Origin of the sequence: Rhodanobacter sp. OR92 (genome assembly GCF_000427545.1) — a bacterium.
GTDB classification, from domain to species: Bacteria; Pseudomonadota; Gammaproteobacteria; order Xanthomonadales; family Rhodanobacteraceae; genus Rhodanobacter; species Rhodanobacter denitrificans.
Map to the genome: position 1 here is coordinate 1 of NZ_ATYF01000022.1, position 17,086 is coordinate 17,086.

Below are 17,086 nucleotides of genomic sequence, written 5' to 3' on the forward strand. Positions count from 1 at the left end.
GAACCGTGGATCATCGGCGTGTCGTCGCCCGGGAAGTCGTACTTGGTCAGCAGCTCGCGCACTTCCATCTCGACCAGCTCGAGCAGCTCGGCGTCGTCCACCATGTCCGCCTTGTTCAGGTAGACCACGATGTACGGCACGCCCACCTGACGGCTCAGCAGNATGTGCTCGCGCGTCTGCGGCATCGGACCGTCCGCCGCCGAGCACACCAGGATCGCGCCGTCCATCTGCGCCGCACCCGTGATCATGTTCTTCACGTAGTCCGCATGCCCCGGGCAATCCACGTGCGCGTAGTGCCGCTTCGGCGACTCGTATTCCACGTGCGCCGTCGAGATCGTGATGCCGCGCGCCTTCTCTTCCGGCGCCGCGTCGATCGCGCTGTAATCCTTGAACTCGCCACCGAAGCGCTCCGCACCGACCTTCGTCAGCGCCGCCGTCAGCGTCGTCTTGCCGTGATCCACGTGACCAATCGTGCCGACGTTGACGTGCGGCTTGGTGCGTTCGAATTTACCCTTTGCCATGACTCTGACCTCTAGAAAGAACCAATCAATTAGCGCGGCCGCGGGGCCGCTCTTCGATTTTCGCGATCAGGGATCGATCGCACTAATTAAGCGTGGGAAAGCCGGCCCGGTCAGGCCTTCTTCATGACCTGTTCGGCGATGTTGTTCGGCGCTTCGGCATAGTGGTCGAATTCCATCGTGAAGGTGGCGCGGCCCTGGGTCAGCGAGCGGATCGTCGTCGCATAACCGAACATCTCGCCCAGCGGGACCATCGCGTCGATGGTCTTGCCCGAGGGCGTGTCGTCCTGACCCTGAAGTAGGCCGCGACGACGGCTCATGTCGCCCATCACGTCACCGACGTACTCTTCCGGGGTCACCACCTCGACCTTCATGATTGGCTCGAGCAGCACCGGGTTCGCCTTGGCGAAGCCCTGCTTGAATGCCATCGAAGCAGCCAGCTTGAACGCCATTTCGGACGAGTCGACATCGTGGTACGAACCGAACACCAGTTTGACCTTCACGCCCACCACCGGGAAGCCGGCCAGCGGACCGCTGGTGATGGTCTCGCGCAGGCCCTTCTCGACCGACGGGATGAATTCCTTCGGGATCACGCCGCCGGTGATGTCGTTGATGAAGAGGAAGTCGTCCTTCACGTTCGGATCGGCACGGTCGGCGTCGGTCATCGGCGACAGCTCGATCACGACGTGACCGTACTGGCCCTTGCCGCCCGACTGCTTGGCGTGCTTGTAGTCAGACTTGACATCCGAAGCACGAATCGTCTCGCGATAGGCCACCTGCGGCTTGCCGACATTGGCCTCGACGTTGAACTCGCGACGCATGCGGTCGACCAGGATGTCCAGGTGCAACTCGCCCATGCCCGAGATGATCGTCTGACCCGACTCCTCGTCCGTGCGCACACGGAACGACGGATCTTCCGCGGCCAGACGACCGAGCGCGATGCCCATCTTCTCCTGGTCCGACTTGGTCTTCGGCTCGACCGCCATCGAAATCACCGGCTCCGGGAACGTCATCCGCTCCAGGGTGATCACGTGATCCTGCGCGCACAGCGTGTCGCCGGTCGTCACGTCCTTCAAGCCGACCGCGGCGGCGATGTCGCCGGCACGCACTTCCTTCAGTTCCTGACGCTCGTTCGCGTGCATCTGTAGGATGCGGCCGATGCGCTCCTTCTTGCTCTTGATCGGGTTGTACACGGCGTCGCCGGAGTTCAGCGTGCCCGAGTAGACGCGAAAGAACGTCAGCGAGCCGACGAACGGGTCGGTCATGATCTTGAACGCCAGCGCGGAGAACGGCGCGGCGTCATCGGCCTTGCGCGTGGCTTCGTGTTCGTTCTCGTCGACACCGGCGACCGGCGGGCGATCGGCAGGCGACGGCAGCAGCTGGACCACGGCGTCGAGCATCGCCTGGACGCCCTTGTTCTTGAACGCCGTGCCACAGAATACCGGGATGATCTCGTTCGCGAGCGTACGCTGGCGCAGACCGGCAATGATCTCCTCCTCGCTGAGGTCGCCGCCCTCGAGATACTTGTTCATCAGCTCCTCGGTGGCCTCGGCAGCCGACTCCACCATGAAGCTGCGCGCCTCGGCGGCCTTGTCGGCCAGATTCGCCGGGATCTCCTGGTACTCGAACTTCATGCCCTGGGACTCCATGTCCCAGATGATCGCCTTCATCTTGAGCAGGTCGACCACGCCCGCGAAGTTGTCCTCGGCGCCGATCGGCACCTGCATCGGCACCGGATGGGCACCCAGGCGAGCCTTCAGCTGCTCGATCACCTTGCTGAAGTTCGCGCCGGTGCGATCCATCTTGTTGACGAAGGCAAGGCGCGGGACCTTGTACTTGTTGGCCTGGCGCCACACGGTCTCGGACTGCGGCTGCACGCCACCAACCGCGCACAACACGAATACCGCGCCATCAAGCACGCGCAGCGAACGCTCGACCTCGATGGTGAAGTCCACGTGTCCCGGGGTGTCGATGATGTTGAAGCGGTGCTCGGGCATGGAACGATCCATGCCTTTCCAGAACGCCGTCGTGGCCGCCGACGTGATGGTAATGCCGCGCTCCTGCTCCTGCTCCATCCAGTCCATCGTGGCCGCACCGTCGTGCACTTCGCCGATCTTGTGGCTGACGCCGGTGTAGAACAGGATGCGCTCCGTGGTGGTGGTCTTGCCGGCATCGATGTGAGCCATGATGCCGAAGTTGCGGTAGCGCTCGATGGGAGTGGTGCGTGCCATGGATATTTACCTTTGCCGGGCAACCCTGCCCTGTTTCGAAAACGACCGTCCGGGTCGCGCTTCTATTTAGGAGTCTGCCAGGATGGCGGAGCCGCCTCGCCATCAGCGACGACGGCAAGGACCCGACCCACTTACCACCTGTAGTGCGAGAAGGCCTTGTTGGCCTCTGCCATGCGGTGCGTTTCCTCGCGCTTCTTGGCGGCGCCGCCGCGGCTTTCCGAAGCTTCCAGCAATTCGGCAGCCAGCTTGCGCGGCATCGAGGTTTCGCCGCGCTTGCGGGCAGCGTCGATGACCCAGCGCATCGCCAGCGCCATGCGGCGACCCGGACGCACTTCGACCGGCACCTGGTAGGTCGCGCCGCCGACACGGCGAGACTTCACCTCGACCGCCGGAGCGATGTTGTTCAGCGCTTTCTCGACCAGCGCCACCGGCTCGGCATTCTTCTCGCCGATATGCTGCAGCGCACCGTAGACGATGCTCTCGGCGACCGATTTCTTGCCGCTCTTCATCACCATGTTGATGAAACGGGCGATCAGCTGACTGCCATGCTTGGGATCCGGCAGAACCAGACGGGCGGGATGTGAACCTTTGCGCGACATGTTTTTTGTCCGTTATTTTTGCGGGCATTCCTGCCCACCGGAAAAGCGACCACCCTGGCCGCACTGTTGTATTTCTTGCAGGCACCATGCCTGCCGAGCAAAAGCGACCGTCCGTGGCCGCACTCTTCGAGTAAGTAAGCCGCCGTTACTTCTTCGGGCGCTTGGCGCCGTACTTCGAGCGCGACTGGCGACGCTTGGTGACGCCGGCGCAATCGAGGCTGCCGCGTACCGTGTGGTAGCGCACGCCCGGCAAGTCCTTGACGCGGCCGCCGCGGATCAGCACCACCGAGTGCTCCTGCAGGTTGTGGCCTTCGCCACCGATGTAGCTGATGACCTCGAAGCCGTTGGTCAGGCGCACCTTGGCAACCTTGCGCAGGGCCGAGTTCGGCTTCTTCGGAGTGGTCGTGTAAACGCGCGTGCAGACGCCACGACGCTGCGGGCTGCTCTGCAGTGCAGGCGACCCACTCTTGTAGGTCTTGGGGCTGCGGTTTTTGCGCACCAACTGGTTGACTGTCGTCATGCGAAGCTGTTCCTGAAAACATAAAGGCAGCCCGAATAAGCTCGGTCTGCCAAGAAGCGGGAATTTAACATGAGCGGCCCGCCATAGGCAAGCCAGCGCTCAGCCGTCCTGGACCCGAACACGAGGTGCGTCCCTGCACCTCATTTCGTATGTCAGCGAGCAAGATCCCGAACGGATTTACTCGACACCGTTTTCACCACCGGCCGAAGCCTCGGCGAACGAGACTGCAGGCGTGGAGCCGGAAAGAGTCTCCAGCTCCGTGGCGGTCAAACCGCCCTGGCGACGACGCGATGCGTGGTATGCCAGACCCGTACCTGCCGGAATAAGACGGCCGACAATAACATTTTCCTTCAGGCCACGCAAGCTGTCGCGGGTGCCGCGAACCGCCGCCTCGGTAAGGACGCGGGTAGTTTCCTGGAACGAGGCTGCCGAGATGAACGACTCGGTCGCCAGCGACGCCTTGGTGATGCCCAGCAGCACCGACTGGTAATCCGCCGGACGCTCGCCCTTGGCGGTCGCCCGCTCGTTCTCGCCGTTGATCCGCACGCGCTCGACCTGCTCGCCGCGCAGGTAGTGGCTGTCGCCCGGCTCGACGATTTCGACCTTGCGCAGCATCTGGCGAATGATCGCCTCGATGTGTTTGTCGTTGATCTTCACGCCCTGCAGGCGGTACACGTCCTGGATCTCCTTGACCAGGTAGGTGGCCAGCGGCTCCACGCCGAGCAGGCGCAGGATGTCATGCGGATTCGGCTCGCCGTCGACGACGGTCTCGCCCTTCTCCACATGCTCGCCCTCGAACACGATGACCTGACGCCACTTCGGAATCAGCTCCTCGTGCTCGTTGCCGTCGGCGTCCTTGATGATCAGGCGCTGCTTGCCCTTGGTGTCCTTGCCGAAGCTGACGATGCCGGAGCGCTCGGCCAGGATTGCCGGCTCCTTCGGCTTGCGTGCCTCGAACAGGTCGGCCACGCGCGGCAGACCGCCGGTGATGTCGCGGGTCTTGGAGGTTTCCTGCGGAATGCGCGCGATCACGTCGCCTACGCCCACTTCCGCGCCGTTCTGGATCGACACGATCGCACCGGCCGGCAGGAAGTACTGCGCGGCAATGTCGGTGCCCGGCAGCTTCAGCTCGCGGCCCTTGGCATCTTCCAGACGTACGATCGGACGCAGGTCCTTCGCCTGCGCGCCGCGACGCTTCGGATCGGTGACCACCGCCGACTCCAGACCGGTCAGCTCGTCGGTCTGGCTCTGCACGGTGACACCATCGAGGAAGTCGATGAAGCGCACCACGCCGGCCACCTCGGTGACGATCGGATGGGTATGCGGATCCCAGTTCGCCACGGTCTGGCCCGGCTTGACCGGGGCGCCATCCTTGACCGCGATGACGGCGCCGTACGGCACCTTGTAGCGCTCGCGCTCGCGACCGCTGGCGTCGATCACGCTCAGTTCGCCTGAGCGCGACACCGCCACCAGGTTGCCCTGCTTGTGCTGTACCGACTTCAGATTGTTGAACTTCAGCGAACCGGTGGTCTTCACCGTCACGTTGTCCACCGCCGCCGCGCGCGAAGCCGCGCCGCCGATGTGGAAGGTACGCATGGTCAGCTGGGTGCCTGGCTCGCCGATCGACTGCGCGGCGACCACGCCCACGGCCTCGCCCATGTTGACCAGGTGGCCACGGGCCAGGTCGCGGCCGTAGCACAGCTTGCACACGCCGTGGATGGCTTCGCAGGTGATGGGCGAACGTACCTTGACGATCTGCACGCCGGCCTTGTCGAGCTTCTCGACCAGGGCTTCGTTGAGCAGGGTGTCGCGGGTGACGATCGGCCGGTCATCGTCGCCCGGGGCGTAGACGTCCTCGACCACCACGCGGCCGAGTACGCGGTCGCGCAACGGCTCGACCACATCGCCACCCTCGACGATCGGCTGCATGGTGACACCGTCCTCGGTGCCGCAGTCGTCCATCGTGATGACTACGTCCTGCGCCACGTCCACCAGGCGGCGGGTCAGGTAACCGGAATTGGCGGTCTTCAGCGCGGTATCCGCCAGACCCTTGCGGGCGCCGTGGGTCGAGTTGAAGTACTGCAGCACGTTCAGGCCTTCGCGGAAGTTGGCCTTGATCGGGGTCTCGATGATCGAGCCGTCCGGCCGCGCCATCAGGCCGCGCATGCCGGCCAGCTGGCGGATCTGCGCTACCGAGCCGCGCGCGCCGGAGTCGGCCATGATGTACAGCGAGTTCATCGACTTCTGGCTGACCGTCTTGCCCTCGGCATCGACGACCTTCTCGGTGCCGATGCCGTCGATCATCGCCTTGGCCACCTGCTCGCTGGTGCGCGACCAGATGTCGACCACCTTGTTGTAACGCTCGCCGGCGGTGACCAGGCCCGACTGGTATTGCTGCTGGATCTCGACGACTTCCTTCTCGGCTTCGTCGAGGATGGTCTTCTTCTCGGCCGGGATCAGCATGTCATCGATGCCGATCGAGATGCCCGCGCGGGTGGCGAACCGGTAGCCGGTGTACATCAGCTTGTCGGCGAACACCACCGTTTCCTTCAGGCCCAGCAAACGGTAGCTGGAGTTGATCAGGCGCGAGATGTTCTTCTTGGTCAGCTCGGTATTGGCCAGCTCGAACGGCAGGCCCTCCGGCAGGATTTCGGCCAGCAGCGCACGGCCGACGGTGGTGTCGACGATCTTCGTCTCGTGGGTACGGGCGCCGTCCTCGGCGATATGCACCAGCTTCAGGCGCACCTTGACCCGGGCATGCAGCTCGACCGCACGGTTGTCGTACGCGCGACGCGCCTCGGAAATGCCGGAGAACACCATGCCGGTGCCCTTGGCATTGATCAGCTCGCGGGTCATGTAGTACAGGCCCAGCACCACGTCCTGGGTCGGCACGATGATCGGCTCGCCGTTGGCGGGGCTGAGGATGTTGTTGGACGACATCATCAGCGTGCGCGCTTCCAGCTGCGCCTCGATCGACAGCGGCACGTGGACGGCCATCTGGTCGCCGTCGAAGTCGGCGTTGAACGCGGTACAGACGAGCGGATGCAGCTGGATCGCCTTGCCTTCGATCAGCTTCGGCTCGAACGCCTGGATACCCAGACGGTGCAGGGTCGGCGCACGGTTCAGCAGTACCGGATGTTCGCGGATCACCTCTTCGAGGATGTCCCACACCTGGGCTTCTTCGCGCTCGACCAGCTTCTTCGCCGCCTTGATCGTGGTGGCTTCGCCACGCGCCTGCAGCTTGGCGAAGATGAACGGCTTGAACAGCTCCAGCGCCATCTTCTTGGGCAGGCCGCACTGGTGCAGGCGCAGGGTCGGACCGACCACGATCACCGAGCGACCGGAGTAGTCCACGCGCTTGCCGAGCAGGTTCTGGCGGAAGCGGCCCTGCTTGCCCTTGATCATGTCGGCGAGCGATTTCAGCGCGCGCTTGTTGGTGCCGGTGATGGCACGGCCGCGGCGGCCGTTGTCGAGCAGCGCATCGACCGACTCCTGCAGCATGCGCTTCTCGTTGCGCACGATGATGTCTGGCGCATTGAGCTCGAGCAGCCGCTTCAGGCGGTTGTTGCGGTTGATGACGCGACGGTACAGGTCGTTCAGGTCGGAGGTCGCGAAACGGCCCCCGTCCAGCGGCACCAGCGGACGCAGATCCGGCGGCAGCACGGGAAGAACGGTCAGCACCATCCACTCCGGCTTGTTGCCGGATTCCAGGAACGCCTCGATCAGCTTGACGCGCTTGGTCAGCCGCTTCAGCTTGGTCTCGGAGTTGGTCGAGCCGATCTCTTCCTTCAGGCGGATCACTTCGCCCGGCAGGTCGAGCGATTTCAGCAGGTGGAACACCGCCTCGGCGCCCATCCGCGCGTCGAACTCGTCGCCATGTTCTTCGGTCGCTTCCAGGTACTGGTCTTCGCTGAGCAGCTGGCCGCGCTCCAGCGCGGTCATGCCCGGATCGATCACCACGAAGGCTTCGAAGTACAGGATGCGCTCGATGTCGCGCAGGGTCATGTCCAGCATCAGGCCGATGCGCGAGGGCAGCGACTTCAAGAACCAGATGTGCGCGGTCGGGCTGGCCAGCTCGATGTGGCCCATGCGCTCGCGACGCACCTTGGCCAGGGTGACCTCGGTGCCGCACTTCTCGCAGACCACGCCGCGATGCTTCATGCGCTTGTACTTGCCGCACAGGCACTCGTAGTCCTTCACCGGTCCGAAGATCGCGGCGCAGAACAGGCCGTCACGCTCCGGCTTGAAGGTGCGGTAGTTGATCGTCTCCGGCTTCTTCACTTCGCCGTACGACCACGAGCGGATCAGCTCCGGCGAGGCCAGCGCGATCTTGATCGCATCGAAATCCGGCGTCGCGCGCTGCTGGTTGAACAGATTGAGCAGGTCTTTCATTCGAAATCTCCGGTGACTGCGCGGATCACTTGATCTCTTCCAGATCGATGTCGATGGCGAGCGAGCGGATTTCCTTCACCAGCACGTTGAAGGATTCCGGCATGCCCGCGGACATTTCGTGGTTGCCGTCGACAATGTTCTTGTACATCTGGTTGCGGCCCTGCACGTCGTCGGACTTCACCGTCAGCATTTCCTGCAGGGTGTAGGCCGCGCCGTAGGCTTCCAGCGCCCACACTTCCATCTCGCCGAAGCGCTGGCCGCCGAACTGCGCCTTGCCGCCCAGCGGCTGCTGGGTAACCAGCGAGTACGGGCCGGTGGAGCGCGCGTGCATCTTGTCGTCGACCAGGTGGTTGAGCTTCAGGTAATGCATGTAGCCGACGGTAACCGGGCGATCGAACGCCTCGCCGGTACGGCCGTCGTACAGCGTGGTCTGGCCCGACTCGGGCAGGTCCGCCAGCCTCAGCATCGCCTTGATCTCGGTCTCTTCCGCACCGTCGAACACCGGCGTCGCCATCGGCACGCCTTCCTGCAGGTTGGTGGCGAGCGCGAAGATTTCCTTGTCGGTGAGCGACTTCAGGTCGACATGCTGCACCGCGCCGGCGACGTGGTTGTTGTAGATCTGGTCGAGGAACTCGCGGATCTTGGCCACCTTCTCCTGCGCTTCAAGCATCTTCTGGATCTTCTTGCCCAGGCCCTTGGCGGCCCAGCCCAGATGCACTTCCAGGATCTGCCCGATGTTCATGCGCGACGGCACGCCCAGCGGGTTCAGCACGATGTCGACCGGCACGCCGTCGGCGGAGTACGGCATGTCCTCCACCGGCACCACGTTCGACACCACGCCCTTGTTGCCGTGGCGACCGGCCATCTTGTCACCCGGCTGGATGCGGCGCTTCACGGCCAGGAACACCTTGACCATCTTCAGCACGCCCGGTGCGAGGTCGTCGCCCTGGGTGATCTTGCCCTGCTTCTCCTTGAAGCGCTTGTCGAACTCTTCCTTGTGGCGCTTGATCTGGTCGGCGGCGCGCTCGAGGAACTCGGTGACGTCCTCGTCCTTGACGTTGATCTTGAACCAGTCGTCCTTCTTCAGGCCGTCCAGATAGGCGTCGGTGATCTCGGCGCCGCGCTTCAGGCCGCCCGGACCGCTCATCGCGGACTTGCCGACCAGCTGGGTACGCATGCGGCTGTAGATCGCGCCTTCGAGGATGCGGAACTGGTCGTCCAGATCCTTGCGGACCCGCTTGACCTCGGTTTCCTCGATCTGCTTGGCGCGCTTGTCCTTCTCGATGCCGTCGCGGGTGAACACCTGCACGTCGATGACGGTGCCGTCCATGCCCGGCGGCACGCGCAAGGACGAGTCCTTCACGTCGGACGCCTTCTCGCCGAAGATCGCGCGCAGCAGCTTCTCTTCGGGCGTGAGCTGGCTCTCGCCCTTCGGCGTGACCTTGCCGACCATGATGTCGCCGGCCTTCACCTCGGCACCGATGTAGACGATGCCCGACTCGTCCAGCCGCGCCAGCGCCTGCTCGCCCACGTTCGGGATGTCGGCGGTGATTTCCTCGGCGCCCAGCTTGGTGTCGCGCGCGATGCAGGACAGCTCCTCGATGTGGATCGAGGTGTAGCGGTCTTCCTGCACGACGCGCTCGGAGAGCAGGATCGAGTCCTCGAAGTTGTAGCCGTTCCACGGCATGAACGCGATCAGCATGTTCTGGCCGAGCGCGAGCTCGCCCAGGTCGGTCGACGAGCCGTCGGCCAGCGTGTCGCCCTTCGCCACCACGTCACCGACGTTCACCAGCGGGCGCTGGTTGAGGTTGGTGTTCTGGTTGGAGCGGGTGTACTTGGTCAGCGTGTAGATGTCGACGCCGGCATCGTTGTCGCCGACCTCTTCCTCGTTCACGCGCACCACGATACGCGCCGCATCGACCTGGTCGATCACGCCACCGCGCTTGGCGCTGACGATGACACCGGAGTCGCGCGCCACCGCGCGTTCGATGCCGGTACCCACCAGCGGCGTCTGCGAGCGCAGGGTCGGCACGGCCTGGCGCTGCATGTTCGCGCCCATCAGGGCGCGGTTCGCGTCGTCATGCTCGAGGAACGGCACCAGCGCCGCGGCGACCGACACGGTCTGCATCGGCGAGACGTCCATGTAGTCCACTTCGGAGGCCGGACGCAGCTCGGATTCACCGCGGAAACGGCAGGACACGAAGTCCTCCAGGAACGCGCCGTGCTTGTCCAGCGGCGAGTTCGCCTGCGCGATCACGTGGTCACCTTCCTCGATCGCCGACAGATAGTCGACCTTGTCGGTGACCTTACTGTTGGCGACCTTGCGGTACGGCGTCTCGAGGAAGCCGTAGGCATTGGTGCGGGCATACACGGCCAGCGAGTTGATCAGGCCGATGTTCGGGCCTTCCGGGGTCTCGATGGTGCAGACGCGGCCGTAGTGGGTCGGATGCACGTCGCGCACTTCGAAGCCGGCGCGTTCGCGGGTCAGGCCGCCCGGCCCGAGCGCGGAGACGCGGCGCTTGTGCGTCACTTCGGACAGCGGGTTGTTCTGGTCCATGAACTGCGACAGCTGCGAGGAGCCGAAGAACTCCTTCACCGCTGCCGCGACCGGCTTGGCGTTGATCAGGTCCTGCGGGGTCAGGCCATCGGCCTCGGCCAGCGACAGACGCTCGCGCACCGCGCGCTCGACGCGCACCAGGCCGATACGGAAGGTGTTCTCGGCCATCTCGCCGACCGAACGCACGCGACGGTTGCCCAGGTGGTCGATGTCGTCGACGGTACCGTGACCGTTCTTGATGTCGATCAGCACTTTCAGAACGTCGAGGATGTCGGAGCTTTCGCCCAGTTCCTTGACCATCGCCTGCGACGCATCTTCCTTGCGCTCGCTGAAGTACTTGTGGTCGTACAGCACGCCCGGACCGAGGATGTCCTTGCGGCCCACGCGGCGGTTGAACTTCATCCGGCCCACGCCCGACAGGTCGTAGCGGTCGAAAGTGAAGAACAGGTTGAAGAACAGGTTCTGCGCGGCATCCTTGGTCGGCGGCTCGCCCGGGCGCATCATGCGATAGATTTCCACCAGCGCCTCCAGCGGCGTCTTGGTGTTGTCGATGCGCAGGGTATGCGAGATGTAGGCGCCGCGGTCGAGGTCGTTGACGTACAGCGTGGGCACGATCTCGATGCCGGCCTTGCGGAAGTTCTCCAGTTGTTCGGCGGTGATCTCGTCATTGGCCGAGGCCAGCAGCTCGCCGGTCTTGGCGTCGACGATGTCGGTCGCCACGATGCGGCCTACCGGATAGTCGTCCGGCACTTCCAGCGCGGTGATGTTCTCGGCCGCCAGCTGGCGCACGTGGCGCGCAGTGATGCGCTTGCCGGCTTCCACCAGCACCTTGCCGCCGATCGCCAGGTCGAAGGAGAGCGTCTCGCCGCGCAGGCGCTCGGCGACCAGCTCCAGCGTGGTGCCGCCCTTCTTGCCGAGATGGAACACGTTGTGCTCGAAGAAGATGCCCAGCATCTCCTCGTTGCTGTAGCCGAGCGCGCGCAGCAGCACCGTCACCGGCAGCTTGCGGCGACGGTCGATGCGGGTGAACAGCGCGTCCTTCGGGTCGAACTCGAAGTCCAGCCAGGAGCCGCGGTAGGGAATCACGCGGGCCGAGAACAAGAGCTTGCCCGAGCTGTGCGTCTTGCCGCGGTCGTGGTCGAAGAACACGCCCGGCGAACGATGCAGCTGCGAGACGATCACGCGCTCGGTGCCGTTGATGATGAAGGTGCCGGTGTCGGTCATGAGCGGAATCTCGCCCATGTAGACTTCCTGCTCCTTGATGTACTTGACCACCTTCTTCGAGGCCGGGCTGTCCTTGTCGTAGATGACCAGGCGCACGGTGGTGCGCAGCGGGGCGCCGTAGGTCATGCCGCGGTTGCGGCACTCGCGCTCGTCGAACGCCGGCTCGCCCAGGCGGTAGTCGACGTACTCGAGCGCGGCATTGCCCGAATAGCTGGAGATTGGGAACACCGACTTCAACGCGGCATGCAAACCCTTCTCGCCGCGCTGTTTCGGCGCGACGTGCTCCTGCAGGAACTCCCGGTAGGAATCAGTCTGGATGGTCAGCAGGTTCGGCACGCCCAGTACGGGCGGACGCTTGCCAAAATCCTTGCGGATGCGTTTCTTCTCGGTAAACGAGTAGGCCATGATCGGTAGCGCCTCGGTTCGCAGTGACGCCGGTGGTGCACACACCGGCTGAATGAAAAATCAGATGTTCGACAAATCCGCGGATTTGGGAATCGAGAATGGGGAGTCGACCTGCGAATCCCTATTCTCCATTCCCCTTCCCGCCTAAGCAGGCAAAGCCCGGGGGCTCGCGCCCCCAGGCTTGCTTGACGCTAGATCAAACTGACGGCGCGCAAGGGCGCCGATTACTTCAGTTCGACCGTGGCGCCGGCGGCTTCGAGGTCCTTCTTGAACTTCTCGGCATCTTCCTTCGACACGGCTTCCTTCAGGACGCCGCCAGCCTCGGTGAGGTCCTTGGCTTCCTTCAGGCCCAGGCCGGTGATCGCGCGGACAGCCTTGATCACGTCGACCTTCTTGGCGCCGGCGGTCTTCAGGATGACGTCGAACTCGGTCTGCGCTTCGGCGGCCGGGCCGGCAGCGGCCGGGCCTGCGGCAACCATCACCGGGGCGGCGGCGGTCACGCCGAACTTCTCTTCGATGGCCTTCACCAGGTCCATCACTTCCATCAGCGACTTGGCGGCGACGGCTTCAACGATCTGTTCGTTGGTCAGGGACATTGCATTTACCTCTGGAAATGGATTCGATTTGATAGACGATGAACTTAGGCGGGTTCGGCTTCAGCCGGGGCCTCGGCGGCGACTTCGCCACCACCCTGCTTGTCGGCCACGGCCTTGACGACGCGGGCGAACATCGTGGCCGGTTCGGCCAGTACGCGGGCCAGCATGGCCAGCGCCTGTTCGCGGGTCGGCAGCGAGGCCAGCACGTCGACGTGCGCGGCCGGCAGCAGCTTGCCTTCCACCGAGACGAGCTTCGCCTTCAGCTTGTCGTTGTCCTTGGCAAATTCCTTGATCAGACGCCCGGCTGCACCGGGCTCTTCCGTCGAGAATGCGTACAGCAGCGGACCGACCAGGGCGTCCTTGACGACCTCGAACTCGGTACCGGCCACGGCGCGCGACGCCAGCGTGTTCTTGACAACCCGCAAGTACACGCCGGATTCGCGGGCCTTCTTGCGCATCGCGGTCATCTGAGCGACCGTGGTGCCCGCATACTCGGCAGCGACCAGGGAGTGAGCCTTCGCGGCAACTTCTGCCAGTTCGGCGACTACTTCTTGCTTCTGAGACAGATTGAGAGCCATTGCACTCCTCCAAATGAACTCCGCTCACGGCTCCTGCCGCTTGCGGTCCTGGGCGACGCCCTCCGTGACGTCGGGGGCACTGCGGTGCCCCGGGTGTTGGCCTTTCCAGAACAAATCGAACGATTCCAGAAGGGGCAGCACCATCTGCGCAGGCCGAATTCGCGAAAAACCCGATTAAGCAATCCCGTTGGCGACGCGGCGATTCCCTGCCAAAACCGAGCTCCCTGCCCGTCGTCGTCGCGCGTTGATCGCGCCTGCGGTCTTTGACAGCGGTCCCGGCATCCAACAGACACCGGGACTGCCCTCAAAAACTGCCCGCACTGGCACCTGGCCGGTGCGGGACTTGATTCTTACTTCGCGGCGATGGTCAGCGACGAGGTATCGACGGCAACGCCGACGCCCATCGTGCTGGACAACGCCACTTTCTGCAGGAACTGACCCTTCGCCGTGGCCGGCTTGGCCTTCAGCAGGTCGGCGATCAACGCATTCAGGTTGTCTGCGAGCTGGCTGGCTTCGAAGTTCGCCTTGCCGATGGTGGCGTGGATGATGCCCGCCTTGTCGTTGCGGAACTTCACCTGGCCGGCCTTGGCGTTCTTCACCGCCGTGGCGACGTCGGCGGTGACCGAGCCGTCCTTCGGGTTCGGCATCAGGCCGCGCGGGCCGAGCAGCTGGCCCAGCTTGCCGACCACACGCATGGCGTCCGGCGTAGCGATCACGCGACCGAAGTCGAGATCACCGCCCTGCATGCGCTCGGCCAGGTCGTCCATGCCGACAGCATCGGCACCGGCGGCCTTGGCGGCCTCGGCCTTCTCGCCCGGCGGGCAGAACACCGCGACTTTGACGGTCTTGCCGGTGCCATGCGGCAGCAGCGAGGAACCACGCACGCCCTGGTCCGATTTCTTCGCGTCGATGCCCAGACGCACGGCCACGTCCACCGACTCGGCAAACTTCGCCTTGGCGTTGTCCTTGACGATCTTCAGGGCTTCTTCCAGGCCGTAGAACTTGCCCGGCTGCACCGCGGCCTGCGCGGCCTTCATGCGCTTCGTGATCTTCATGTCTTAACCCTCCACCGTCAGGCCCATGCTGCGGGCGCTACCGGCAATGGTGCGCACCGCGGCGTCAAGGTCGGCAGCCGTCAGATCCGGCTCCTTCTGCTTGGCAATGTCTTCCAGCTGCTTGCGGGTGACCTTGCCGACCTTGTCGGTGTTCGGCTTTTGCGAACCCTTGGCGACACCGGTGGCCTTCTTCAGAAGGATGGTGGCGGGCGGAGTCTTGGTGATGAAGGTGAAGCTGCGGTCGGAGTACGCCGTGATGATGGTCGGGATCGGCAGACCCGGCTCCAGCTTCTGCGTGGCAGCATTGAACGCCTTGCAGAACTCCATGATGTTCAGGCCGCGCTGACCGAGGGCGGGGCCCACCGGCGGCGACGGGTTGGCCTGACCGGCCTTGACCTGCAGCTTGATGTAACCGACGACTTTCTTTGCCATTGGATGTTCCTCGCGAGTCCAGGCGCCTTGCGGCTCCTCGCTGTTCACCGTTCCATGGATGGAGGGAAGACCCGCCTCATGCGGATCCGAAACGCGTACACGCCGGGCCAAAAAGACCCCGCGTGAACCGCGCAGTATAGAGATTTACCGGATCATCAGCAAGCCCCGTGCCAGCAATGACCTCGGGCTGAAATCCAAGGACAGGGGGCCTCGGCCGGGCGAAGCGCCATTTCCCCGCCGGTGAGAAGAGGGGAAGGTATCGAGCGGATTAGCCTCGAACAGGCTCCTTCGCGAACTCAGGCCTTTTCGACCTGACCGAACTCCAATTCCACGGGGGTCGAACGACCGAAGATCAGCACCGCCACACGCAGGCGGCTCTTCTCGTAGTTGACTTCCTCGACCACACCGTTGAAATCGTTGAACGGACCCTCGGTGACGCGCACCATCTCGCCCGGCTCGAACAGCACCTTGGGGCGAGGCTTCTCGACGCCCTCGCGCACGCGGCTCAGGATGGCCTCGGCCTCACTGTCCTTGATCGGCAGCGGGCGATCGGCGGTGCCGCCGATGAACCCCATCACCTTCGGGGTTTCCTTGATCAGGTGCCAGCACTCGTCGTCGATCCGGGGCGACTTGCCCTCGGTGTTCGTCTCGATCTGCACCAGTACGTAGCCCGGGAAGAACTTGCGATCGCTGCGCCGCTTCTGGCCGCCGCGCATCTCGATCACTTCCTCGGTCGGCACCAGCACCTCGCCGAACTTCTCTTCCATCGCGGCGCGCTTGATGCGCTCCTCGAGGGAACGCTTCACCTGGTTCTCGAAACCCGAATAGGCGTGCACCACGTACCAGCGCTTGCTCATGCTCACCTCAACCACCCAGCTTCAGCAGCCAGTCGAGAATGACCGACTTCAGGATCAGGTCGATAAGACCCAGCAGCAACGACAACACGATCACCACCAGGATGATGATGCCGGTCGTCTTGATCGTCTCGTCGCGGGTCGGCCAGACCACCTTGCGCATCTCGAACTGCGACTCGGCGATGAAGTTCCGTACCCGTCGGCCCAGCGCGGTGAACGCGGCAATCGCCGACGCCACCACGAATGCGGCCAGCACGCCCAGCAGGCGTATCGACGATGAAATGCTGCCGTCCCGGCCGAACCAGGAATAGGCAAAGATACCGGCAGCCAGCACCAGGCCCGCCAGTACCAGCTTGCCGATGTCGGCGGCGTTCGTGCCCTTGGGCTGTTCTGCCTTGGTATTCATGCACTAGCGACTCGGTGTCAGCAGCATGCCGTGCCTTGCGGCCGACCCTGCCATCGTCACCCGTCTTGGTCCTCGGGGAAGTGGCACGCCAGGAGGGACTCGAACCCCCAACCTGCGGTTTTGGAGACCGCTGCTCTGCCAATTGAGCTACTGGCGTAAAAATGGAGATAGGGAATAGGGAAGCGGGAATAGAAGAGCCGGAAAGTGCGGGTCGCGAGCCTTTCCGATTCCCTATTCCCTCGTCCCTATTCCCTGCATTCTACCTACTTGATGACCTTGGCCACCACGCCGGCGCCGACGGTGCGGCCGCCTTCGCGGATGGCGAAACGCAGGCCTTCGTCCATCGCGATCGGGTGGATCAGGCTCACCACCATCTTCACGTTGTCGCCCGGCATCACCATTTCCACGCCTTCCGGCAGCGTCACCGCGCCGGTCACGTCGGTCGTGCGGAAGTAGAACTGCGGACGGTAGCCCTTGAAGAACGGCGTATGACGGCCACCCTCGTCCTTGCTCAGCACATAGACCTCGGCCTCGAANTCGGTGTGCGGCGTGATCGTGCCCGGCTTGGCCAGCACCTGGCCGCGCTCGACGTCGTCACGCTTCAGGCCGCGCAGCAGCAGACCGGCGTTGTCGCCCGCCTGACCCTGGTCCAGCAGCTTGCGGAACATTTCCACGCCGGTCACGGTGGTCTTCTGCGTGTCGCGGATGCCGACCACTTC

General features: G+C 64.1%; 13 protein-coding genes and 1 tRNA gene. All 14 read right to left on the reverse strand.

Features of this window, described 5'->3' with window-relative positions:
- The coding region (locus tag RHOOR92_RS0111615; RefSeq protein ID WP_027490291.1) for a GTP-binding protein at positions 1-521 on the reverse strand (521 nt) is incomplete at its 3' end.
- Between the two features lie 110 nt (positions 522-631).
- A complete protein-coding gene (gene fusA, locus RHOOR92_RS0111620; protein ID WP_007514550.1) occupies positions 632-2,749 on the reverse strand; it encodes an elongation factor G in 2,118 nt (705 codons plus the stop codon).
- A 131-nt stretch (positions 2,750-2,880) separates the two neighbouring features.
- Positions 2,881-3,348, reverse strand: coding sequence for a 30S ribosomal protein S7 (gene rpsG, locus RHOOR92_RS0111625; protein WP_007514548.1), 468 nt, complete (start codon positions 3,346-3,348; stop codon positions 2,881-2,883).
- A gap of 145 nt (positions 3,349-3,493) precedes the next feature.
- Complete coding sequence (gene rpsL, locus RHOOR92_RS0111630; RefSeq protein WP_007083021.1) at positions 3,494-3,868, reverse strand: 30S ribosomal protein S12; 375 nt, start codon at positions 3,866-3,868, stop codon at positions 3,494-3,496.
- 177 nt (positions 3,869-4,045) lie between these two features.
- Complete coding sequence (gene rpoC / locus RHOOR92_RS0111635) at positions 4,046-8,260, reverse strand: DNA-directed RNA polymerase subunit beta' (protein WP_007514541.1); 4,215 nt, start codon at positions 8,258-8,260, stop codon at positions 4,046-4,048.
- 25 nt (positions 8,261-8,285) lie between these two features.
- Positions 8,286-12,449: a DNA-directed RNA polymerase subunit beta gene (rpoB, locus tag RHOOR92_RS0111640; protein ID WP_027485835.1), complete on the reverse strand. Its 4,164-nt coding sequence runs from the start codon at positions 12,447-12,449 to the stop codon at positions 8,286-8,288.
- 221 nt (positions 12,450-12,670) lie between these two features.
- Positions 12,671-13,042 (reverse strand): 50S ribosomal protein L7/L12, encoded by a 372-nt coding sequence (rplL, locus tag RHOOR92_RS0111645; protein ID WP_007514537.1) that lies wholly within the window; start codon positions 13,040-13,042, stop codon positions 12,671-12,673.
- 44 nt (positions 13,043-13,086) lie between these two features.
- A complete protein-coding gene (rplJ, locus tag RHOOR92_RS0111650) occupies positions 13,087-13,620 on the reverse strand; it encodes a 50S ribosomal protein L10 (protein WP_007514535.1) in 534 nt (177 codons plus the stop codon).
- A 350-nt stretch (positions 13,621-13,970) separates the two neighbouring features.
- Complete coding sequence (gene rplA, locus RHOOR92_RS0111660) at positions 13,971-14,675, reverse strand: 50S ribosomal protein L1 (RefSeq protein ID WP_007514534.1); 705 nt, start codon at positions 14,673-14,675, stop codon at positions 13,971-13,973.
- Between the two features lie 3 nt (positions 14,676-14,678).
- Positions 14,679-15,107, reverse strand: coding sequence for a 50S ribosomal protein L11 (gene rplK, locus RHOOR92_RS0111665; protein ID WP_007514532.1), 429 nt, complete (start codon positions 15,105-15,107; stop codon positions 14,679-14,681).
- 296 nt (positions 15,108-15,403) lie between these two features.
- Entirely contained in the window at positions 15,404-15,964 is a 561-nt protein-coding gene (gene nusG, locus RHOOR92_RS0111670) for a transcription termination/antitermination protein NusG (protein WP_008435503.1), read from the reverse strand.
- A gap of 7 nt (positions 15,965-15,971) precedes the next feature.
- Positions 15,972-16,367 carry a preprotein translocase subunit SecE gene (secE, locus tag RHOOR92_RS0111675; protein WP_007514528.1) on the reverse strand — a complete coding sequence of 132 codons (396 nt, stop codon included), beginning with the start codon at positions 16,365-16,367 and terminating at the stop codon, positions 15,972-15,974.
- Between the two features lie 81 nt (positions 16,368-16,448).
- A tRNA-Trp gene (locus RHOOR92_RS0111680) sits at positions 16,449-16,524 on the reverse strand.
- A gap of 106 nt (positions 16,525-16,630) precedes the next feature.
- Positions 16,631-17,086 (reverse strand): EF-Tu/IF-2/RF-3 family GTPase (locus RHOOR92_RS0111685; protein ID WP_027489950.1); only part of this gene is annotated, 456 nt, incomplete at its 5' end.

Excerpts from the sequence above, each read along its gene's own strand:
- fusA (WP_007514550.1), bottom strand. The coding sequence starts at position 2,749 with ATGGCACGCACCACTCCCATCGAGCGCTACCGCAACTTCGGCATCATG.
- rpsG (WP_007514548.1), bottom strand. The coding sequence starts at position 3,348 with ATGTCGCGCAAAGGTTCACATCCCGCCCGTCTGGTTCTGCCGGATCCC.
- rpsL (WP_007083021.1), bottom strand. The coding sequence starts at position 3,868 with ATGACGACAGTCAACCAGTTGGTGCGCAAAAACCGCAGCCCCAAGACC.
- rpoC (WP_007514541.1), bottom strand. The coding sequence starts at position 8,260 with ATGAAAGACCTGCTCAATCTGTTCAACCAGCAGCGCGCGACGCCGGAT.
- rplL (WP_007514537.1), bottom strand. The coding sequence starts at position 13,042 with ATGTCCCTGACCAACGAACAGATCGTTGAAGCCGTCGCCGCCAAGTCG.
- rplJ (WP_007514535.1), bottom strand. The coding sequence starts at position 13,620 with ATGGCTCTCAATCTGTCTCAGAAGCAAGAAGTAGTCGCCGAACTGGCA.
- rplA (WP_007514534.1), bottom strand. The coding sequence starts at position 14,675 with ATGAAGATCACGAAGCGCATGAAGGCCGCGCAGGCCGCGGTGCAGCCG.
- rplK (WP_007514532.1), bottom strand. The coding sequence starts at position 15,107 with ATGGCAAAGAAAGTCGTCGGTTACATCAAGCTGCAGGTCAAGGCCGGT.
- nusG (WP_008435503.1), bottom strand. The coding sequence starts at position 15,964 with ATGAGCAAGCGCTGGTACGTGGTGCACGCCTATTCGGGTTTCGAGAAC.
- secE (WP_007514528.1), bottom strand. The coding sequence starts at position 16,367 with ATGAATACCAAGGCAGAACAGCCCAAGGGCACGAACGCCGCCGACATC.